Annotated in this window: 21 protein-coding genes; 15 read left to right on the top strand and 6 right to left on the bottom strand. The window is 71.1% G+C overall.

From position 1 onward, the window contains the following. Positions 1 to 60 precede the first annotated feature (60 nt). The gene (gene serC / locus M3M27_RS08765) at positions 61 to 1,146 is read right to left on the bottom strand and encodes a phosphoserine transaminase (RefSeq protein ID WP_140718639.1); all 1,086 of its coding nucleotides are present in this window, start codon (positions 1,144 to 1,146) and stop codon (positions 61 to 63) included. 174 nt (positions 1,147 to 1,320) lie between these two features. Here serC and msrP point away from each other — a divergent pair, with 174 nt between their 5' ends. Together msrP and msrQ are read left to right on the top strand one after the other, a co-directional pair. After that, the gene (gene msrP, locus M3M27_RS08760) at positions 1,321 to 2,292 is read left to right on the top strand and encodes a protein-methionine-sulfoxide reductase catalytic subunit MsrP (protein ID WP_434027810.1); all 972 of its coding nucleotides are present in this window, start codon (positions 1,321 to 1,323) and stop codon (positions 2,290 to 2,292) included. 187 nt (positions 2,293 to 2,479) lie between these two features. Further along, positions 2,480 to 3,106: a protein-methionine-sulfoxide reductase heme-binding subunit MsrQ gene (gene msrQ / locus M3M27_RS08755; RefSeq protein WP_434027809.1), complete on the top strand. Its 627-nt coding sequence runs from the start codon at positions 2,480 to 2,482 to the stop codon at positions 3,104 to 3,106. On the opposite strand, the gene M3M27_RS08750 is transcribed toward msrQ, so the two are convergent. Next, positions 3,075 to 3,887 carry an FHA domain-containing protein gene (locus M3M27_RS08750; protein ID WP_434027808.1) on the bottom strand — a complete coding sequence of 271 codons (813 nt, stop codon included), beginning with the start codon at positions 3,885 to 3,887 and terminating at the stop codon, positions 3,075 to 3,077. The genes msrQ and M3M27_RS08750 overlap by 32 nt on opposite strands. 114 nt (positions 3,888 to 4,001) lie before the next feature. Here M3M27_RS08750 and M3M27_RS08745 point away from each other — a divergent pair, with 114 nt between their 5' ends. The 4 genes from M3M27_RS08745 (at position 4,002) to M3M27_RS08730 (ending at position 6,441) form a co-directional block, all read left to right on the top strand. Continuing rightward, positions 4,002 to 4,286, top strand: a complete 285-nt coding sequence (locus M3M27_RS08745; protein WP_140718643.1) for a polyhydroxyalkanoic acid system family protein — start codon at positions 4,002 to 4,004, stop codon at positions 4,284 to 4,286. A gap of 90 nt (positions 4,287 to 4,376) precedes the next feature. After that, complete coding sequence (locus M3M27_RS08740; protein WP_140718644.1) at positions 4,377 to 4,892, top strand: phasin family protein; 516 nt, start codon at positions 4,377 to 4,379, stop codon at positions 4,890 to 4,892. Between the two features lie 212 nt (positions 4,893 to 5,104). Continuing rightward, entirely contained in the window at positions 5,105 to 6,079 is a 975-nt protein-coding gene (locus tag M3M27_RS08735; RefSeq protein ID WP_434027807.1) for a restriction endonuclease, read from the top strand. 77 nt (positions 6,080 to 6,156) lie between these two features. After that, positions 6,157 to 6,441, top strand: coding sequence for a hypothetical protein (locus tag M3M27_RS08730; RefSeq protein ID WP_140718646.1), 285 nt, complete (start codon positions 6,157 to 6,159; stop codon positions 6,439 to 6,441). Positions 6,442 to 6,488: 47 nt separating this feature from the next. Here M3M27_RS08730 and hutC read toward each other — a convergent pair whose 3' ends face one another. Together hutC and M3M27_RS08720 are read right to left on the bottom strand one after the other, a co-directional pair. After that, positions 6,489 to 7,235, bottom strand: coding sequence for a histidine utilization repressor (gene hutC / locus M3M27_RS08725; protein ID WP_434027806.1), 747 nt, complete (start codon positions 7,233 to 7,235; stop codon positions 6,489 to 6,491). 62 nt (positions 7,236 to 7,297) lie between these two features. After that, a complete protein-coding gene (locus M3M27_RS08720) occupies positions 7,298 to 8,674 on the bottom strand; it encodes a formimidoylglutamate deiminase (RefSeq protein ID WP_434027985.1) in 1,377 nt (458 codons plus the stop codon). 69 nt (positions 8,675 to 8,743) lie between these two features. Between M3M27_RS08720 and hutI the strand changes: the two genes are divergently transcribed. The 6 genes from hutI (at position 8,744) to M3M27_RS08690 (ending at position 15,657) form a co-directional block, all read left to right on the top strand. Next, positions 8,744 to 9,949: an imidazolonepropionase gene (hutI, locus tag M3M27_RS08715; RefSeq protein ID WP_434027805.1), complete on the top strand. Its 1,206-nt coding sequence runs from the start codon at positions 8,744 to 8,746 to the stop codon at positions 9,947 to 9,949. A 114-nt stretch (positions 9,950 to 10,063) separates the two neighbouring features. Beyond that, positions 10,064 to 11,593 carry a histidine ammonia-lyase gene (gene hutH, locus M3M27_RS08710; protein ID WP_434027984.1) on the top strand — a complete coding sequence of 510 codons (1,530 nt, stop codon included), beginning with the start codon at positions 10,064 to 10,066 and terminating at the stop codon, positions 11,591 to 11,593. A gap of 250 nt (positions 11,594 to 11,843) precedes the next feature. Then, entirely contained in the window at positions 11,844 to 12,692 is an 849-nt protein-coding gene (gene hutG, locus M3M27_RS08705) for an N-formylglutamate deformylase (protein ID WP_434027804.1), read from the top strand. A 42-nt stretch (positions 12,693 to 12,734) separates the two neighbouring features. After that, the gene (gene hutU / locus M3M27_RS08700; RefSeq protein ID WP_434027803.1) at positions 12,735 to 14,405 is read left to right on the top strand and encodes a urocanate hydratase; all 1,671 of its coding nucleotides are present in this window, start codon (positions 12,735 to 12,737) and stop codon (positions 14,403 to 14,405) included. An 87-nt stretch (positions 14,406 to 14,492) separates the two neighbouring features. Continuing rightward, positions 14,493 to 15,287 (top strand): HipA family kinase, encoded by a 795-nt coding sequence (locus tag M3M27_RS08695; protein ID WP_434027802.1) that lies wholly within the window; start codon positions 14,493 to 14,495, stop codon positions 15,285 to 15,287. Next, positions 15,265 to 15,657 (top strand): DUF3037 domain-containing protein, encoded by a 393-nt coding sequence (locus M3M27_RS08690; protein WP_434027801.1) that lies wholly within the window; start codon positions 15,265 to 15,267, stop codon positions 15,655 to 15,657. The genes M3M27_RS08695 and M3M27_RS08690 overlap by 23 nt, the downstream gene beginning before the upstream one ends. A gap of 177 nt (positions 15,658 to 15,834) precedes the next feature. Here the strand turns inward: M3M27_RS08690 and M3M27_RS08685 are convergent, their stop codons facing one another. Then, positions 15,835 to 17,982 (bottom strand): glycoside hydrolase family 2 protein, encoded by a 2,148-nt coding sequence (locus tag M3M27_RS08685; RefSeq protein ID WP_434027800.1) that lies wholly within the window; start codon positions 17,980 to 17,982, stop codon positions 15,835 to 15,837. A gap of 179 nt (positions 17,983 to 18,161) precedes the next feature. Beyond that, positions 18,162 to 18,611, bottom strand: coding sequence for a type II secretion system protein N (locus M3M27_RS08680; protein WP_434027799.1), 450 nt, complete (start codon positions 18,609 to 18,611; stop codon positions 18,162 to 18,164). A 127-nt stretch (positions 18,612 to 18,738) separates the two neighbouring features. Here M3M27_RS08680 and gspH point away from each other — a divergent pair, with 127 nt between their 5' ends. From gspH to M3M27_RS08665, 3 genes are read left to right on the top strand one after another with little or no spacing between them, the layout of a single operon-like run. After that, positions 18,739 to 19,233: a type II secretion system minor pseudopilin GspH gene (gene gspH, locus M3M27_RS08675; protein WP_140718655.1), complete on the top strand. Its 495-nt coding sequence runs from the start codon at positions 18,739 to 18,741 to the stop codon at positions 19,231 to 19,233. Between the two features lie 35 nt (positions 19,234 to 19,268). Next, positions 19,269 to 19,622 carry a type II secretion system minor pseudopilin GspI gene (gene gspI / locus M3M27_RS08670; protein WP_434027798.1) on the top strand — a complete coding sequence of 118 codons (354 nt, stop codon included), beginning with the start codon at positions 19,269 to 19,271 and terminating at the stop codon, positions 19,620 to 19,622. Continuing rightward, positions 19,619 to 20,266: a prepilin-type N-terminal cleavage/methylation domain-containing protein gene (locus M3M27_RS08665; RefSeq protein WP_434027797.1), complete on the top strand. Its 648-nt coding sequence runs from the start codon at positions 19,619 to 19,621 to the stop codon at positions 20,264 to 20,266. Before gspI ends, M3M27_RS08665 begins: the two co-directional genes overlap by 4 nt. Positions 20,267 to 20,270: the final 4 nt, after the last annotated feature.

The raw sequence follows: 20,270 nt of genomic DNA, 5'->3' as shown, positions 1-20,270 counted from the left end.
CCTCGTTCGGTCCGCCCGCGTCATGCGGCACGGCGTGCGGCGGGGGCCGCGTGGCATCCCTCAACCATGGCGCTGCTGGAAGTCGCGCATGAACGCGACCAGCGCCTCGGCGCCCGCCAGCGGCATCGCGTTGTACAGCGAGGCACGGATGCCGCCGACCGCCTTGTGGCCCTTCAGTGCCAGCAGCCCGGCGGCCTTGGACTCGGCCACGAAGCGCGCGTCCAGCTCGGCATCGGGCAGGAAGAAGGGAATGTTCATGCGCGAGCGCGCGGCCGGCGCCACCTCGTTGCGGTAGAAGCCGCCGGAGGCATCGATCGCGTCGTACACCAGCTTGGCCTTGGCCGCGCTGCGGCGCGCGAACTCGGGTACGCCGCCTTCGGCCAGCATCCACTTGGTGGTCAGGCCGAGCAGGTACCAGTTCCACGTCGGCGGCGTATTGAGCATCGAGTCGCGCGCGGCGTGCGAGGCGTAGGTGAAGATGTCCGCGCGCGGCTGGCCGGCGCGCTCGAGCAGGTCGCGGCGCACGATCACCACGGTGATGCCGACCGGCCCCAGGTTCTTCTGCGCGCCGGCGTAGATCAGCCCGTACTTCGATACGTCGATCGGCTCGGAGGCGATCGACGAGCTGAAGTCGGCGAACAGCGGCACGTCGCCCACGTCGGGCGTGTCCCGGAACTCCACGCCATGGATGGTCTCGTTGGCCGTGATGTGGACGTAGGCGGCGTCGCTGGACAGCTTCCAGCCGCCGCGCGCCGGGATGTCGCGGAAGCCGCCGGCCTCGCCGTCGGCGGCCACGTTGACCGAGACGTAAGGCTTGGCCTGCCTGATCGCGGTCTTGCCCCAGTGGCCGGTGACCACGTAGTCGGCGACCTGGCCGGGCGCGGCGAAGTTGAGCGCGACCAGCGCCTGCTGGGTGGTCGCGCCGCCGGGCATGAACAGCACGGCGTAGTCGTCGGGGATCGACAGCAGGGTGCGCAGGTCGGCCTCGGCGGCCGCCGCGACCGCCATGAAGTCGGCGCTGCGGTGGCTGATTTCGACGATCGAGGCACCTACGCCGTTCCATTCCAACATCTCCGCCTGCGCCTGGCGCAGGACCGATTCCGGCAAGGTCGCGGGGCCGGCACTGAAATTGAACGCGCGTGTCATGTCACACCTTCGGGGCAAGACCCCTAGTATGCCGCAGTGCACCAGCCCTGGCATCGCCGGCAAAAGGTTGCAATTGCACCCATTCGCGCGTTGGATACGGCCGATGCGATCCACTGGCGCGAACTTCCCCGCCTCCCGCCGGTCTGAGCGAACGAACGATTCCAGGAGCCTGCGATGTCCCTGCGCGATGCCCTTCGCCTATCCGCCGGCGAAACCGTGACCGACGAGGCGGTGTACCGCGATCGCCGGCGCGTGGTCCAGATGCTCGGGTTGGCGCCGGCGCTCGGACTGGCCGGCTGCGCCGACGCCGACCCGCCCCCGCCGCCGGCCCGGGTCGTCTCCCCCGCGCAGGCGCGCAGCGGCTTCACCACCGACGAGCCGCTGACGCGCTACGAGGATGTCACCAGCTACAACAACTTCTACGAGTTCGGCACCGACAAGACCGACCCGTCCCGGGCCGCCAAGACCCTGCAGACCCGGCAGTGGTCGATCAACGTCACGGGCTACTGCGACAAGACCGGCATGGTCTCGCTGGAGGACCTGCTCAAGGGCCTGAAGCCGGAGGAACGCATCTACCGGCTGCGCTGCGTGGAAGGCTGGTCGATGGTGATCCCGTGGATGGGCGTGCCGCTGGCCGAGGTGATCAAGCGCCTGGGGCCGACCTCCAAGGCCAAGTACGTGGCCTTCACCACGCTCGCCGACCCGCAGCAGATGCCCGGCGTGCGCTACCGCTCGATCGACTGGCCGTACCGGGAAGGCCTGCGCATCGACGAGGCGATGCACCCGCTGACCCTGCTCGCCACCGGCCTGTACGGCAAGCCGTTGCCGCAGCAGAACGGCGCGCCGGTGCGGCTGGTGGTGCCGTGGAAGTACGGCTTCAAGAGCATCAAGTCGATCGTGGAGATCCGCTTCGTCGAGCGGATGCCGCCGACCGCGTGGAACGAACTGCAGCCGAACGAGTACGGGTTCTTCTCCAACGTCAATCCGGCGGTCGACCACCCGCGCTGGAGCCAGAAGACCGAGCGCCGCATCGCCGGCACCGCCAGCAAGCTGTTCGCCGAGCGGATCCCGACCCGGCCGTTCAACGGCTACGCCGACCAGGTCGCCTCGATGTATGCGGGCATGGACCTGAAGAAGTGGTTTTGATGGGGACTCGGGAGAGGCTCGCATCCTTGCGTGCTTATCCGTGGGAGCGGCTTCGGCCGCGATGGGGCTTGCATGCAGGTCCCTCTGCAACAGCCTGCACATCCCTGTGCAAACCCATGGCGGCTGAAGCCGCTCCCGCACGAGCCGCTCCCGCGATGAATCCGTACTTCTTTGAGCTCCTTCCCCCATGCCCTCTTCATCGCGCCTGATCGCCGCCAAGACCCTGCTGCACGCCCTCGCGATCGCGCCCGCCGCATGGCTGGCCTGGCAGTTCTGGCAGGTGTGGCAGACCGGCAGCGATGCGCTCGGCGCCGATCCGGTGGCGGAAATCGAGCATCGCACCGGGCTGTGGGCGCTGCGCTTGCTGCTGGTCACGCTGGCCCTGACGCCGCTGCGGCAATTGACCGGCCAGGCCGTGCTGATCCGCTTCCGGCGCATGTTCGGCCTGTACGCCTTCTTCTACGCGACGCTGCACCTGGCCGCCTACCTGGCGCTGGACCTGCGCGGCTACTGGACGCAGATCTTCGAGGAGATCCTCAAGCGCCCCTACATCACCGTGGGCTTCGCGGCCTGGCTGTTGCTGGTGCCGCTGGCGATCACCTCGACCCAGGGCTGGATGCGCCGGCTCAAGCGCGCCTGGGGACGGCTGCACAAACTGGTCTACGCGATCGGCCTGCTCGCGGTGCTGCATTTCTGGTGGGTGGTGAAATCCGACATCCGCGAACCGGCGATGTACGCGGCGATCCTGGCCGTGCTGCTGGGCTGGCGCTGCTGGAGATGGTTCAGCGCGCGCCGAACCACAGCAGCGCGCTGAGCGCCGCCGCCAGCAGCAGCGCGCTCAACAGCAGCCACGGCCAGCGCGCGACCTTGACCGGCCGCACCCCGCCCGCCTGCGGGTGTCCCGGAGCGACCGGTGGCGGCTCGTCTTCCTCGCCGGCCGGCAGGTCCATCGCGGGCGGCTGCAGCGGCGCCTCCAGCACGAACCGGTGCCGCGCATCGAACGCGACCTGGTCGCCGGGTTGCAGCCAGCAGTCGCGGACCGGCACGCCGTTCACCAGGCTGCCGTCCTCCGACCCGAGATCGCGCAGCAACACCTTGCCGTCGTGCAGTTCGACGCTGGCATGGCGCGGCGCGAACGCGGGGTCGTCCACGACGATGTCCGAAGCGGGATCCCGCCCGATCACCCGCGGCGATTGCAGGGTGAAGCTGCGGCCATGGTGCGGCCCGCCCACCCCGCGCAGCAGCACGCCCGGATCGGACTCGCCCGGCTGCGCCGGTTCGGGCACGCGGCCCACCGGCACCGCGGCGCCACGCACCAGCATTTCCACGCCGTCGGCATAGACCGCGTCGCCGGCGCGCAGCAGCGCCATGCGCCGGACCGGGCGGCCGTTGACGTGGATGCCGCGCACGCCGTTGGCGACCTGCAGCCACAGGCCGCGCCGGTCCAGGCAGAACTGCGCGAGCAGCAACGCGCCCTGGGTATCCTCGGCCAGGCGGACGCTGCCGCTGGCATGGCGGACCACCTTGTGGACGCCCGGCGTGAGGGAATGGTCCGGCTGCTGCCGGTGGGTGAAATGGACTTGCAGATCGCGCACCGCGGCAGACTAGAGCGTGCGCAGGCCTTTGGGAAGAGAGGCGTTGCCGCCCGGACAGGAAGCCGCGCGCGGCGAAGTGGCACAATGCGCGGCTCCCTTCAGCCAGGCCCGCCCATGTCCAGCATCGACATCCGCCAAGACCATGCCCTGAGCGCCGAGCAGGCGCGCACCGCCATCGACGAGGCGGCGCGCAAGCTCGACGAGCGCTTCGGCCTGCGTTCGAGCTGGAACGGCGACCGGCTGGACTTCTCCGGCTCCGGCGTGGACGGCGCGATCGAGCTGCTGCCCGGGCAGGTGCGGGTGACCGCCACGCTTGGGTTCCTGCTTTCTGCGATGAAGGGCATGGTCGAAGCGGAAATCCGCCGCGTACTGGCGGAAAAGCTGGGTCCCGCATCCTGAAGGATCCCTGCACGCTCCGTCGCGGTTTCACCCCGCCGATGCAGCGGCGGGATTAGCGTGAGGGCTTCCATCGTCCGATGAGGAGTCCCCATGACCACGACCCGGAACGCCAGATCCCATACCGACGACCACGACGACCGGGGATTCCAGGCCCAGGCCAGTCGGTTCTCGCGCAAGCTCGGCGAGTCGGCCGAGCAGGTGTGGCTCGCCGGGCTCGGCGCGTTCGGCCGCGCGCAAAGCGAAGGCAGCCGCCTGTTCGAATCGCTGGTGAAGGAAGGCGCCACCTACCAGCGCGAAGGCAAGCGCCGGGCCGAGAGCGGCGCGGACGCGATGCGCGACCAGGTGGAAGCCGGCCTGGGCCAGGCTCGCGAGAGCTGGCATCGGCTCGGCAAGGCCTTCGACGAGCGGGTGAAAGGCGTGCTGCACGCCTTGCAGGTGCCCGATCGCGCGGAGGTCGAGAACCTGCGTGCGGAAGTGGAATCGCTCAAGGCGCAGTTGCATGCGGCCCAGGTGCGCGCACGCCGCGCCGGCCGCAGTTCGCGTGCCCGGAGCACGCCGGCCGACCACCGCACGCCTCCCCAGGCGCCGCCTTCCCCGGGCGAATAGGCGCTTGTTGCAAAGCACAAAATGTTTGCCCACAATCGGACCCGACCCGCCAGTCCACCAGAAGACCGTCTGCTCCCCTCCCCTTTCGGCTTCGGACTGGCGGGTTTTTTATGCCTGCGTTCCCGCGCCCGGTCGCGGCATGACAGGTCAAGGAACGCTTCCCGGGGCCGATATACTTTTCGCGCTGCGATATTTTTCGGCCAGGGAGTTTTATGTCTGCGTGGATCCTCGCGTTTGCGACGGCCGCGGCGGTTTGGACCATCACGATCCTCCATCTCTGGCTGTTCCGCCGATGCCGCGACGAGACGCGTGCCGGCCTGGCGGCCCTGGCAAGCCTGCACTGGCGGGACTTCTCCGAGATCGTGCACCGCGCCCTGGGCGAACGACGCGGCTGGCAGGCCGACCCGGAACGGCACGACCCACCGGGCGCGGACTTCCTGATGCGCGACCGCCATAGCGGCGAGCGCTGGATGGTCTCCTGCAAGCACGGTTGCACCTACCGCATCGGCACGGTCGCGGTGAGCGAGCTGGGCACCCTGTTGCGCCTGGCCGGGGCCCGGGGCGGCGTGCTGGTCACCGAGGGCAAGGTCGAACGCGAGGGCCTGGCCGCGGCCGGGAAGCAGTCCATCGAGATCCTGGACGGCCATCGCGCCTGGCCGATCCTGCGCGCGTACCTGCCAGGCGGGCTGGAAGACGACGTCGTCGAAGGCGCCCGCCGGCGCGCGTGGCGGCATACCGTCGTTGCCGGCATCGTCGCGCTCGGTATCGGCTTGCTGGCCGGGCTCGGCTGGCTGTCCACCCATCGGCCGGCCACGCCGGAAGCGCCCTTGCGGGAAGCCGTCGCGCCTCGGTCCGCGCCGCCGGCGGCTATGCCGGCCGGACAAGCGGCATCGGCAACCGCTCCTGTCCGCCCGATGCAGGCTGCCGCCGAACCGGACGACGCCACGCTGGATCGCTACCAGCAGGCGGTATCGCGCGCCCTGACCGGCGTGCCGGGCGTCGTCCGCGGCATCTGGATGACCCGGATGACGCTCGCGGTCGACCGGACCGGCGGGGATGCCGAGATCTGGCCGTCCATCTGCCGGGAGCTGGAACGCTATCCGGTATTGCGCACGGTGCGCGTGCAGCTCAATCCACGCCCCGAGATCGACGAGCCGGTGCGCTGGCGCCAGTGCGCGACCTTCTGAGCGCTTCCGGAGGCTCAAGCCGGCCGTCGTCCCGCCGATACCAGCCAGGCTCCCCCGCTTCGCGCAGGAACTCCCGGATGGTCATCGGCAGCACAGCCTCCCCCGGCGGCCAAGCCGCCCCTCTCGCCCATGCCCGCGCCCTGGCGGCCGCCGCCAAGCGCGGCGACGAGCCCGTGGCCAAGGACGAGCAAGGCGACGGCACCTCGGGGCTCCAGGCGGTGCATTCGATCGTGGCCGGTGCGCTGGGGCTGGAAGACCCCACCAAGGCCAGGCCCGAGGCCGAGAAGAACGAGTACTACACCGCGGGCAAGTGGCTGGCCGCGGCCGGAACCGTGGGCACGATCCTGTCGGTGCTGGCCTAGGGCCTTCCACGGCAGGCGGCCGAGGGTTCCCGTCCGCCCGGCGCGTCCTAGCGCATCCCGGGCGCGAAGCGCGCCACCAGATCGTACGCACTGCCCAGGAACACCTGCCTGACGTAGGTCACCGGTTGCTCGCCGCGCCAGGTGTGCCGGTCGATCACCAGGCAGGCCGTGCCGGCCGGCACGCGCAGGCGCTCGGCCTGGGCCGCGTCGGCGTTGATCGCGCCGATGCGGTGCTGCGCGCGCGTCCACGGCACGTGGCGCAACAGCCAGCTGCCCGGCGCGGAGGCCGCGAAATCCTGCTCCAGCGCCTCCGGCACGGTCTCCGTGTCGATCAACCGCTCTTCCAGCGCGAACGGCCGGCCGTCGGCGAGATGCAGGCAGTGCAGCGACAGCAGCCGCGCGCGGCTGCCGAGTTCGCGTTCCTGCGGGACCGAGGCACGCGCCTTGCGCAGGCTGCGCGCGATCAGCTCGAACCCATAGGCATGGCCGCGCGAGGTCACCTCCACCTCGATGTCCGGGATGGCCAGCGCGACCTGCTCGATGTGCGGGTGCGGGCGCGCGACGAACGAGCCGGCACGGCGGCGGCGCTCGATCATGCCGGCGTCGGCCAGCAGGCCCAGCACCTTGTTCACGGTCATCCGCGAGCAGCCGTACTGCGCCATCAGCGCGTGTTCGGACGGCACGCGGTGGCCCGGCGGCCATTCGCCGCTGTGGATGCGCGCCTCGATGTCGCCACGGATGCGCTGGTGCAGCGTGGTGGCCGTGCTGCGGGATGTCGGGGATGCGGCGGACATGCGGCGTCCATTCTCCGGGGCCGGCATTGTGCCTCTCCCGCCGGCGCGCGAGCGCTGCGCGGTCACGCGGCCGCCAGCACGCGCGCCAGCGCCTGCCGGTAGCGGGCGGCGACCTGCTCGCGGCGGACGTGGCGTCCCTCGTCCACCCATTGCACGCCGCGCCGCCATACCGAGCGCACCGCGCCGCCGCGCGCGGCGAACAGCCAGCTGTCGAGCAGCGCGTCGCCCTCGCGGCCGGCCAGCGAGGGATGCCGCAGGTCCAGCTCGACGACGTCGGCCGGAGCGCCGGCCTGCAGGCCCGCCGTTGCGCCCAGCGCCTGCCCGGCGCCGGCGAGCGCGTGCTGGTACAGCCAACGTCCGCTCGACATGCCCGCGTCCGGCACCACCACGTTGCGGCCGCGCGCATGCAGGCGCTGGCCGTACTCGAGCAGGCGCAGTTCCTCGGCGGCGTCGATCAGCACGTTGGAATCCGAGCCGACGCCGAAGCGACCGCCGGCGCGCGCGAACTCGCGCATCGGGAACAGCCCGTCGCCCAGGTTCGCCTCGGTGATCGGGCACAGGCCGGCGACCGCGCCACTGGCGACGATCCCCGCCATTTCCTCCGGCGTGACATGGGTGGCATGCACCAGGCACCAGCGCTCATCCACCGGCGCGTGCGCCAGCAGCCACTCGACCGGGCGCTGCCCGGACCAGGCCAGGCAGGCCTCGACCTCGCGCAACTGTTCGGCGATGTGGATGTGCACCGGCCCGGCGTTGAGCGGCAGCAGGGCCGACAGCTCCCCGGGCGTCGCCGCGCGCAGGCTGTGGGGAGCGATGCCGAGCACCGCGTCGGGGGTGCCGGCGAGCACGGCGCGGCAGCGCTCCAGCAGGCGCGCGAAGCCGTCGATGTCGTGGATCAGGCGGCGCTGGGCGGGGTTCGGCGGCGCGCCGCCGAAATCGGCGTGCGCGTAGAACACCGGCAGCAGGGTCAGCCCGATGCCCGAGGCCTGCGCCGCCGCGGCGATGCGCGCCGACATTTCCGCCGGATCGGCGTACGGCGCGCCATCCGGCGCGTGGTGCAGGTAGTGGAATTCGCCGACGCGGGTGAAACCCGCCTCCAGCATCTCGACGTAGGCCTGCTCGGCGATGGCCTGCAGGCTGTCCGGATCCAGGCGTTCGAGGAAGCGGTACATCAGCTCGCGCCAGCTCCAGAAGCTGTCGCCGCTCGCACCGCCGATCTCGGTCAGCCCGGCCATGCCGCGCTGGAACGCATGGCTGTGCAGGTTGCCCAGGCCGGGCAGCGCCACCTGCAGGCGGATGTCGCCGTCCGCGGCAGGCACGCCGGCCTCCACCCGGGCCAGGCGTCCGCCCGCCACCTGCAGGCGCACGTCGCGGGCCCATCCCTGCGGCAACAGGGCGCGTTCGGCCCACAGATGCCGTGCGTTGTCGTCGTGCTGCACTGCCACTGGACGCCCTCCTCGAACCGAATTTATTGTATAGACATATCACGAACCGCGCCGGACCACGACATGCACTGCGACACGCTCTGGCACAACGCGCACCTGCTCACGCTCGACGCCGCCGACGGCGGCCTGGGCATCGTCCCCGACGGCGTGGTCGCCAGTCTGGACGGCCGGATCGCCTACGCCGGCCCGGCCGCGGGCGCGCCCGCGCTGGCGCCGGCCGAGCGCATCGATTGCGGCGGCCGCTGGATCAGCCCGGGGCTGGTCGACTGCCATACCCACCTGGTCTACGCCGGCAACCGCGCCAACGAGTTCGAGCAGCGCCTGCAGGGCGCCAGCTATGCCGACATCGCGCGCGCCGGCGGCGGCATCGTCTCCACGGTGCGCGCCACCCGCGCCGCCGACGATGCGGCGCTGGTCGCCGCATCGCTGCCGCGCCTGGACGCGATGCTCGCCGAGGGCGTCACCACGATCGAGATCAAGTCCGGCTACGGGCTCACGCTGGAGGACGAAACCAAGCAGCTGCGCGTGGCCAGGCGACTCGGCGAGCTGCGCGGCGTGGACGTGGTCCCGACCTTCCTCGGCGCGCACGCGGTGCCGCCCGGGCGCGAATCGCAGGACTACGTCGACGAGGTCTGCGCGACGATGATCCCGGCGATCGCCGCGCAGGGCCTGGCCGAAGCGGTGGACGTGTTCTGCGAGGACATCGCGTTCTCGCCCGCGCAGGCCGGGCAGGTGTTCGCCGCCGCGCGCGCCGCGGGGCTGGCGGTGAAGATCCATGCCGAACAGCTCAGCAACCAGCACGGCGCGGCGCTGGCGGCGCGCTTCGGCGCGCTGTCGGCCGACCATATCGAGCACCTGGACGCCGACGGCATCGCCGCGATGGCGGCGGCCGGCACCGTCGCGGTCCTGCTGCCGGGCGCGTTCTACTTCACCCGCGACACCCGGGTGCCGCCGATCGCCGGATTGCGCGCGGCCGGCGTGCCGCTGGCCCTGGCCACCGACTGCAATCCGGGCACCTCGCCGCTGACCAGCCCGCTGTTGGCGATGAACATGGGCGCGACCCTGTTCCGCCTGACCGTGGCCGAATGCATCGCCGGCTTCACCCGCGAAGCGGCGCGCGCGCTCGGCCGCCACGAGCGGATCGGCCGGCTGCGCGCCGGCCTGCAATGCGACCTGGCGATCTGGGACATCGAGGCCCCGGCCGACCTGGTCTACCGGATCGGCTTCAACCCGCTGCACGCGCGCGTCCATCGCGGCCGCCGGACATGACCCCGCCGCTTCCGCACCGCCTTCCATGATCCACGGAGCAACCGCATGAATTCCCCCCTGGGCGCGAATCCCTCGCAAGCGCCGCGCACATCCCCGTACGCGGCCCCGATCCTGGTGCAACCCGGCGCGGTCACCCTCGCGCAGTGGCGCGCCATCTACCGCGGCGCGGGCATCCAGCTCGATCCGGCCTCGGCCGCGGCGATCGCGCGCAGCGCGCAGACCGTGGACGCCATCGTCGCCAAGGGCGAGCCGGTCTACGGCATCAACACCGGCTTCGGCAAGCTGGCGACGGTGCGCATCGAGCGCGACGACCTGCAGACGCTGCAGCGGAACATCGTGCTCTCGCATGCGGCCGGCGTCGGCGAGCCGATGCCGGCCGCGGTCGTGCGACTGATGATGGCGCTCAAGCTCGCCAGCCTGGCCCAGGGCGCCTCGGGCGTGAAGCCGGAGACGATCGCGCTGCTGGAAGCGATGCTGCAGCGCGACGTGGTGCCGGTGGTGCCCTGCCAGGGTTCGGTAGGCGCTTCCGGCGACCTGGCGCCGCTGTCGCACATGGCCGCGGCGATGATCGGCACCGGCGAGGCGTTCCTGCGCGGCGAGCGCATGCCCGCCGCCGATGCGCTGCGCCAGGCCGGGCTCGCGCCGCTCGTACTGGGCGCCAAGGAGGGCCTGGCGCTGCTCAACGGCACCCAGTTCTCCACCGCCTATGCGCTGGCCGGGCTGTTCGAGATCGAGGCGGTGTTCCAGGCCGCGCTGGTCGCCGGCGCGCTCTCGACCGAGGCGGCCAAGGGTTCGGACACGCCGTTCGACCCGCGCATCCATGCGCTGCGCCGCCAGCCGGGCCAGGTCGCGGTGGCCGAGGCGCTGCGCAGGCTGATGGCCGGCTCGGCGATCCGCGAATCGCATCGCGAGAACGACGTGCGCGTGCAGGACCCGTACTGCCTGCGCTGCCAGCCGCAGGTGATGGGCGCCGCGCTCGACGTGATCCGCCAGGCCGCGCGCACGCTGGAGACCGAGGCCAACGGCGTATCCGACAACCCGCTGGTGTTCAGCGACACCGGCGAGGCGCTGAGCGGCGGCAACTTCCATGCCGAGCCGGTGGCGTTCGCCGCCGACATGCTGGCGATGGCGGTATGCGAGATCGGCTCGATCAGCGAGCGCCGCATCGCGATGCTGGTCGATCCGGCGCTGTCGGGCCTGCCGGCGTTCCTGACGCCCCGGCCCGGGCTCAACTCCGGCTTCATGATCCCGCAGGTCACCGCCGCGGCGCTGGTCTCGGAGAACAAGCAGCGCGCCCATCCGGCCAGCGTGGACTCGATCCCGACCTCGGCCAACCAGGAAGACCATGTGTCGATGGCCGCGCACGGCGCGCGCCGGCTGCTGGCGATGGCCGGGAACGCGGCCAACGTGGTCGGCATCGAACTGCTCGCCGCCGTGCAGGGCTGCGACTTCCACGCGCCGCTGCGCTCCAGCGACGCGCTGGAGGCGGCGCGCGCCTTGCTGCGGGCGCAAGTGCCGGCACTGCAGGAGGACCGCTATTTCCATCCGGACATGCTGGCGGCGACCGGACTGGTGCGCTCGGGCGTGCTGGCGGACTGCGTCGGCCTGGCGTTGCCGGGCGTTTCCCAGGAAGCGCGGACATGATCGCGTTCCGCGGTCTCTTCGCCCACGAGGGAAGTGCCCGCAAGGCCGGCCTCCGGCCGAGCGGGAATCGGAAGCGGGCTCCCGCCCTTCATCCGGCGCTTCGTGCCACCTTCTTCGGCAAGCAGGAGAAGGACCGGCTCCGTCGCCATCCGGACGTGCCAGCAGGCGGAGGCCTTCGCGTTGCGCCGAGTTGCCTTTCCTTGCGCGGTCGCGCGGAAAGGCATGTCCCGATCCAGGCCAGGAGACGCGCATGACATCCCTTCCCGATTGGCTCGAACTCCACCGCGGCGATGCCCCGCTGATCGTGAGCTTCCCGCATACCGGCACCGAGCTGCCGGCGAGCGAGGCCGCCGGGTTCGCATCGCCCTGGCTGGCGCGCCGCGACGCCGACTGGTGGGTGCACCACCTCTACGACTTCGCCCAGGCATTGGGCGCGACCACGATCCGCACATCGGTGTCGCGCTCGGTGATCGACGTCAACCGCGACCCCAGCGGCGCTTCGCTCTATCCCGGGCAGAACACCACCGGCTTGTGCCCGCTGACCACCTTCGACGACGAGCCGCTGTACAGGCCCGGCGCCGAGCCCGACGAGGCCGCGATCGCGCGCCGCCGCGCTGCCTGGTTCACGCCCTACCACGACGCCCTCGCAAGCGAGATCGCGCGCCTGCGCGGCAGGCACGGAAGGATCGTCGTCTACGACGCGCATTCGATCCGCTCGCGCATCCCGCACCTGTTCGACGGCGAATTGCCGCAGTTCAACATCGGCACCAACGGCGATACCAGCTGCGACGACGCGCTGACCGACGAGGTCGAGCGCATCTGCCGCGCCAGCGGGCTGGGCACGGTGCGCAACGGCCGGTTCAAGGGCGGCTGGATCACCCGCCACCATGCCGATCCGGCGCGCGGCGTGCACTCGATCCAGATGGAACTGGCCTGCCGCGGCTACATCGACGAGCCGGCCGTGCCGTCGCCGGACAACTGGCCCACGCCCTGGGACCCCGAGCGCGCAGCGCCATTGCGCCAGGTCCTGCAACAGGTCCTGGCCGCCTGCATCGCGTTCGCGGCGTCCCCGCGGGACGCCGCCCCTTCCCCGTACTGACCCGCGCCCTGCGCGCGGCCCCGCCAATCCAAGGGACACCGTATGACGACCCGCCGCGATCCAACCCGCAAGATCCACGCGCCGACCGGTACCACGCTCAGCGCCAAGAGCTGGCTGACCGAAGCGCCGCTGCGCATGATCCAGAACAACCTCGATCCGGACGTCGCCGAGCGGCCGGAGGAACTGGTCGTCTACGGCGGCATCGGCCGCGCCGCGCGCGACTGGGAGTCGTTCGACACCATCATCGAAACGCTCAAGCGCCTGGACGACGACCAGACCCTGCTGGTGCAGTCGGGCAAGCCGGTCGGCGTGTTCCGCACGCATCCCGACGCGCCCCGCGTGCTGATCGCCAACTCCAACCTGGTGCCGCGCTGGGCCAACTGGGACCACTTCAACGAGCTGGACAGGAAGGGCCTGGCGATGTACGGGCAAATGACCGCCGGCAGCTGGATCTACATCGGCGCACAGGGCATCGTGCAGGGCACCTACGAGACCTTCGTCGAGATGGGCCGGCAGCACTACGGCGGCGACCTGTCCGGCAAGTGGCTGTTCACCGGCGGCCTCGGCGGCATGGGCGGCGCGCAGCCGCTGGCGGCGGTGATGGCCGGCGCCTCCTGCCTGGCGGTGGAATGCCGCAAGAGCAGCATCGACATGCGCCTGCGCACCGGCTATCTCGACACCTGGACCGACTCGCTGGACGAGGCGCTGCGCCTGATCGGGGAATCCTGCAAGGCCAGGAAGCCGACTTCCGTCGGCCTGCTCGGCAACGTCGCCGACGTGCTGCCCGAACTGCTCCGCCGCGGCGTCAAGCCGGACCTGCTCACCGACCAGACCTCCGCGCACGACCCGGTCAACGGCTACCTGCCACTGGGCTGGAGCGTCGAGCAATGGGACGACAAGCGCGCATCCGCGCCGAAGGAAGTGGAAGCGGCCGCGCGCAAGTCGATGGCGGCGCACGTGCAAGCCATGCTCGGCTTCCACCGGCTCGGCGTGCCGACCGTGGACTACGGCAACAACCTGCGCCAGATGGCGCTGGAGGAAGGCGTAAGCGATGCCTTCGACTTCCCCGGCTTCGTGCCCGCCTACATCCGCCCGCTGTTCTGCCGCGGCATCGGCCCGTTCCGCTGGGCCGCGCTGTCGGGCGATCCGGAGGACATCCGCAAGACCGACGCCAAGGTCAAGGAGCTGATCCCGGACAACCCGCACCTGCATCGCTGGCTGGACATGGCCGGCGAGAAGATCAAGTTCCAGGGCCTGCCGGCGCGCATCTGCTGGGTCGGCCTGGGCGATCGCGACCGGCTCGGCCTGGCGTTCAACGAGATGGTGCGCAACGGCGAGCTGAAGGCGCCGGTGGTGATCGGCCGCGACCACCTGGATTCCGGCAGCGTGGCCTCGCCCAACCGCGAAACCGAGGCCATGCGCGACGGCTCCGATGCCGTCTCCGACTGGCCGCTGCTCAACGCCCTGCTCAACACCGCGTCCGGCGCGACCTGGGTGTCGCTGCACCACGGCGGAGGCGTCGGCATGGGCTTCTCGCAGCATGCCGGCATGGTCATCGTCTGCGACGGCAGCGAGGCCGCCGACCGGCGCATCGCCCGGGTGCTGTGGAACGATCCCGCCACCGGCGTGATGCGGCACGCCGACGCCGGCTACGACATCGCCGTGCAGTGCGCGAAGGACAAGGGACTGGACCTGCCGGGCATCCTGGGCTGATCGCCTGCGTGCCGGCGCCGGGCCGGAGGCCTTCCGCGGAAGGATCCCGGCCCGGCGCGCCGTGCGGGCGCTAAACTTGCGCCCCTGATGAGCACGCAGCCCCTTCCACGCACCGTCCAGGCGACCCGCTACGTCACGCCCCTGCGCGAGGGCGGCTCGCTGCCGGCCATCGTCGAGGCCGACGACGACGGCCTGTACGTGATGAAATTCCGCGGCGCCGGCCAGGGCCCCAAGGCGCTGGTCGCCGAGCTGATCTCCGGCGAGCTGGCGCGCGCGCTCGGCCTGCCGGTGCCGGAGATCGTGTTCGTCGAGCTGGACACCGAGTTCGCCCGCACCGAGCCCGACCCGGAGATCCAGGACCTGATCCGCGCCAGCGAGGGCCTCAACCTGGCGCTCGACTACCTGCCCGGCGCGATCAACTACGACCCCGCGGCGATGCGCCCGGACGCCGCGCTGGCTTCGCGCATCGTCTGGTTCGACGCCTTCGTCAGCAACGTCGACCGCACCACGCGCAACACCAACCTGATGGTCTGGCATGACCGCCTGCACCTGATCGACCACGGCGCCTCGCTGTACTTCCACCACGACTGGGCCAATGCCGCCAGCGCGGCCGCCAAGCCGTTCGCCCTGGTCCGCGACCACGTGCTGCTGCCGTTCGCAGACGGCATCGCCGCGGCCGATGCCGAGCTCGCGCCGCGGCTGGACCAAGCGACGATCGAGCGCATCGTCGCGCAGGTCCCGGACGGCTGGCTGTTGCCGGACCCCGCCTTCGCCGACGCCCAGGCCCAGCGCCGGGCCTACGTCGAACACCTCGTGCAGCGCCTGGCCCAGCGCCAGGTCTTCGTCCAGGAGGCCGTCCGTGCCCACGCCGCACACGTATGACTACGCGATCATCCGCGTGGTACCGCGGGTGGAGCGCGAGGAATTCATCAACGTCGGCGTGATCGTGTCCTGCCCCGGCGCGCGCCGGCTGGAGGCGCGCATCGAACTGGACGAGGCGCGCCTGCGTGCGTTCGCGCCGTCGCTCGATATCGACGCGCTGCTGCCCTACCTGCGGGCGATCGAGGCGATCTGCCGCGGCGATGCCGGGGCCGGCCCGATCGCCGCGCTGCAGCCGCGCGCGCGCTTCCATTGGCTGACCGCCAAGCGCAGCTCCATCGTGCAGGTATCGCCGGCGCACGTCGGCCGCACCCTGTACCCGGAGCGGATCGTCGAGCATCTCCTGGAACGGATGGTGCGCGTACCGCGCTAGTGCGTGCTGCGCATGCGCAGTAACGGACGGTATACGCGCACCCCACTGCCCTAACGGGTAGTTGCACATCGCGCGCTGCATACCCTCTTTCCCGTCGTTCCCGCGAAGGCGGGGACGACGGGTTTGAAATCAAGGCAATGTCTGGATCGCAACGCGGATGCCGGAATACCGAAAGCGCTACTGCCCCGGCGGCTTCCCCGTGGGCGCTGCCGGCACAGGCTTTCGAATCGCGGGAATCGGCGAAATGCCCGTCTCGGGCGATGGCATCCGGGTGAGCTGGATGCGGTCGCCCACCGTCGTGCCCTGCGCCGTTTTTCCGGCGATGCGGATGTCATTGGTGCCGATAACCAGCGGGACATCGCTCCACTGCGCGACGTGGTCGACCACCGGCGTCTGTCCGAACATGCGTCCGTTGATGGTCAACGACACCTCCGCCAGATTGCTGAAGGCGGCAATATCCACCTTGTCCTCGTATCGCACCGCCAGGCGCCGGTCCAGCAGGTGCGCCATCGGCCTGGCGCTCCAGTTGGCCTGGTACCAGAAATAGGCATCCTTGCGGACGCTGCGGTCGTAGCTGACCAGCCCCTTGTCGTTGATGCCCGGCCGGTCGCCCTCGTGGCGGCCATCGGAGGCCAGGTCGAACGCGACCCACACGAAGGCGCCGGACAGGCCGTGCTGGTCGCGCAGGTCGCGCCAGTTCTGCACGTGGTAGCGGGTCTGGGCCTGCTCCGGATGCCAACCGCTCTGCGGCACGTTCCTGTCCGGCGGCGGCACCTGTTGTTGCAACGGGCTGCCGCCGGCGCCGTACTCGCTCACCATGAAGGCGCGCTCCGGGAACGCCGACCGGTAGCGCTCCGCCCAGGCGCGCATGGTGTCGGTCTGCTCGGGATACCAGCCGAAATAGCGGTTGAAGCCGATCACGTCGGTGATCGCCGCCTTGGGATCGTCGTCGCGCTGGCAGCAGTGCGCGTAGGCCGTCGGGCGCGACGGATCGAGTTCGTGCGCCAGGTCGTTCATGCGGCGCAGGAACGCCGCCACGTCGGGCGTGGTCGCGTAGACCTCGTTGCCGATGCCCCACAACACCACCGAAGGATGGTGGTAGTTCTGCCTGACCAGCTCCCTGAGCTGGGCCGACGCATTGTCGAGGAACCGGGCGCTGTCCTGGATCACCCCGTTGATCGGGATCTCCGTCCAGACCGCGATGCCGTGCCTGTCGGCGTAGTCGTAGACGCTCTGGGGATGCTGGTAGTGCACGAGGCGCAGCGCGGTCAGCCCGAGCTCGTCCATCGCCTGCATGTCCGCGGCCACGTCGGTTTCGGCGACGGCGGTGCCGCGCCCCGGTCGCTGGGGATGGAAGAGGTTCACGCCATGCAGCGGATACGGCTTGCCGTTGAGCACGAAGCCGTCGCGCGGATCGAACCGGATGGTGCGCAGGCCCAGCGGAACGCGCACTTCGTCGCCCGAATCCAGGCGCGCGGTCACCGTGTACAGGTAGGGATCCGCCCGGCCCTGCCACAGGCGCGGGCGGGCGATGGCCAAGGGCAGGTCGAGCGACGCCGTCGAGCCCGCACCGACCTGGAGCTGCCGTCGCGCGCTGGCGACGGTATTTCCCTCGGCGTCGTCGATCGTGACGCTCACGTTGGAACGGCGCGCGCGCGCCTCGTCGTTGCGCAAGGCGACGCGGACGGAAAGCGATGCCCGGTCGTCCGAAAGCGAGCGCGTGGACGCATAAACGCCGGGGCCGCCGTGATCGGCCAGGTCGATATGCAGCGCCGGGACCTCCACGATCGACACGCCGCGATAGAGCCCGCCGAACACCGTGAAATCGCCACCGAGCGGCGCGATGGGCAGCGATGCCGCATTGTCGGTGCGGACCGCGATGAGGTTCGCTCCCACCTTCAGCTGCGGCGTGATGTCGAACCGGAACCGGGCATAGCCGCCCTCGTGCCGCCCGACATGCCGGCCATTGACCCATACGTCCGCCGCCAGCGCCGCGCCGTCGAATTGCAGCCACACGCGCCGGTCGGCGGGAAGCGAGGGCACCTGCAACGCGCGCCGGTACCATCCTGCGCCCCGGTAGTAGCCGCCGCCGTCCTCGCCATCGGCGGCGTTGTAGGTATGCGGCAAGGTGACCTCGGCCCACGGGCCGTCGTCGAAATCCTCCCGCGCCGCATCCGCCGGATCGGCGCGGAGGAAGCGCCACCCCGCATCGATCGGGACCTGCGTGCGCGTCGGCGGGACGTCGCCGGGCGCCGCGGCGTTCTCGGCGGCCATCGCGATGGACGCGTGGACGCATCCCCATGCCAACGCCACGATCAACGACATCGCCCTGAGGAATGCGAACCTCCGCAATCCGGCCCTCCGGCCTCGGTCACTCGCGACTCTCGCCCGCATGTCTCCCCTTCCCTCCGACGGCTCCGACGGCGAAGCCCGGGCACAGACCATAAGCGCCCGGGGGCGGCCCTGCCTAGGGCGCCGTGCCCGTCCGCGGATCGGGAGGGTCCTCAGCGCGGCGCGGTGCCCGCCCGCTGCATGGCGTCTTCGGGCAAGGCCGGCAACGACGGCACCGCGACCCGCACCAGCGTGCCCGCATGGTCGATGACCACCGTGTCGGCCTCGATCGCCTGCAGCTTCGCCGAAGGCCCCAGGCTCTCGCCGACCACGTAGGCCTGTTCGGCGCCACCGTTGACCGAAAGCACGGCCACGTCGCGGCCGGCCCCGTGCACCAGGCCATTGGCGCGCACGTCGAGCGTGGCCGCGGCCGGCTCGAACCAGTGCGCCATCGCCCGCGCGGCCTCGCGCACGTCGCCGGGAACCGCACCGGCCGGCCCGGCGGGCGCCGGTGCCGGGAACGGCCGCAGCAACATCCAGCCCCACCCCGCGAGACCCGCGACGGTCCCTGCCACGCCGAGGCAAAGCAATGCGGAAGGCAGCGCCGACTGGCCGAATCTCATCACCGGACCCCGAGTTTCCCGCCTGGGATCGCCGACGCTAGCACCCGCCGCTGACGGGAATGTTTCATACGCCGATCATATTCGCCGGCTAGCCTCATCGCCGGTCGACACGGGACATGGATGCGCCATGAGCAGCGCCCTGCCTTTCCTGCCCGCCCGCCGGCGCCAGCGAGGATTCACCCTGATCGAACTGATGATCGTGCTGGTCATCGTCGGCATCGGCACCACCGCGATCACCCTGAAACTGACCCAGGACCCGGCGCGCGCATTGCGCCTGGAAGCGCAGCAACTGGCACAGGCGCTGGTCGTCGCGCAGAGCGTGGCCCGCATCGACGGCCGGCCGATCGTCTGGCTGGCCGACGGCGAAGGCTACCGCTTCGTCCGTGCCGGCACGCTCCCGGAAAGCGGGCGCCTGCGCTCCGCCCAGGCACCGGACGCCTTCGCCCGCGACGACGTGCTGCGCGCCCGCGCATGGCGCTCCGCCGGCACCCGGGTATCGCCGCAGCCGCGCCTGTTGGTGACGCCGGAATGGATCGGCCCGAGCTGGCGGATCCGCCTGTCCGATGGCAACGCCAGCGTGGACATCTCGCGCGACGCCTCGGGGCGGCTCTCGATCCATTGACGCCGATGCCGCCCGGTCCTCGCCCGCCCCATCCGATGCGCCGCCGGCCTGGCGGCTTCACCCTGATCGAAGTCATGATCGCGCTGGCCATCGTCTCGATCGCGCTGGTGGCGATCATGCGCGCGGTCGGCGTGTCCACGTCCAACCAGGGCCTGCTCCGCGACCGCGCCCTGGCGTTGATGGCGGCCGAGAACCGGCTGGCCGAGCTGCAGTTGAGCCCGCCACCGCCGGGAACGCTGCGCGTCGCCTGCCCGCAGGGGCACCTCCGGTTCGATTGCGTGCAGCACGTGACGCGCACCGCACCGGGCGAGTACGCGATCACCGTCGAAGTCCAGGACGACCTCCGTCGCCGGTTGGCCACGCTCGACCTGGGGGGCACGCAGCGATGAACGGCGTGCGCCCCGGCTCGCCGGGCTTCACCCTGATCGAAGTGCTGGTCGCGATCGTGCTGCTGTCCGTCATCAGCCTGATCAGCTGGAAAGGCCTGGACAGCGTCGCCCGCTCGAGCCAGCGCCTGGAGCGGTCCGGCGAGCAGAGCACGGCCATCCTGCGCACGCTGCGCCAGTTCGAGCTCGACGTGGCCGCGCGCGCCACGACCGAATTGCCGCCGCTGGACAGCGGCGAGCCCGCGGAGGTGGACGAGGACGGGCGTCCGATCCCGCGGCGATTGCTGCCGGACGCCATGGTCAGCACGCGCCAGGGCCTGGCGCCGCTGCGGATCGAGATCGTGCGCCGCGCCGCCGACGGCGATGGCCGGTGGCAACGGGTCGCCTGGTGGCGCCAGCGCGACACCTTGTACCGCGCGGCCGCGCGTGCCTCGGACCGGTTCCCGCTGCCGGCACCGGCCAGCGCCGAGGCGGTGGCAGTACTGGAAGGCGTATCCGATTTCGAAATCCGCGCCTGGGAGCCCGACCACGGCTGGCAGCGGCTGCCGTCCAGTACACCGGCCAGGCAAGCGACCGGACTGGAAGTGACGCTCGGCCAGCGCGACGAGCGCGGCAATGCGGTCTATCGGCGGGTATTGCTGCTCTAGAACC

The sequence above is a fragment of the Xanthomonas boreopolis genome, assembly GCF_046529185.1.
Lineage (GTDB): Bacteria > Pseudomonadota > Gammaproteobacteria > Xanthomonadales > Xanthomonadaceae > Pseudomonas_S > Pseudomonas_S boreopolis.
The sequence above is the reverse complement of the archived record's forward strand: the minus strand, read 5'-3'. Positions and strand labels throughout refer to the sequence as shown.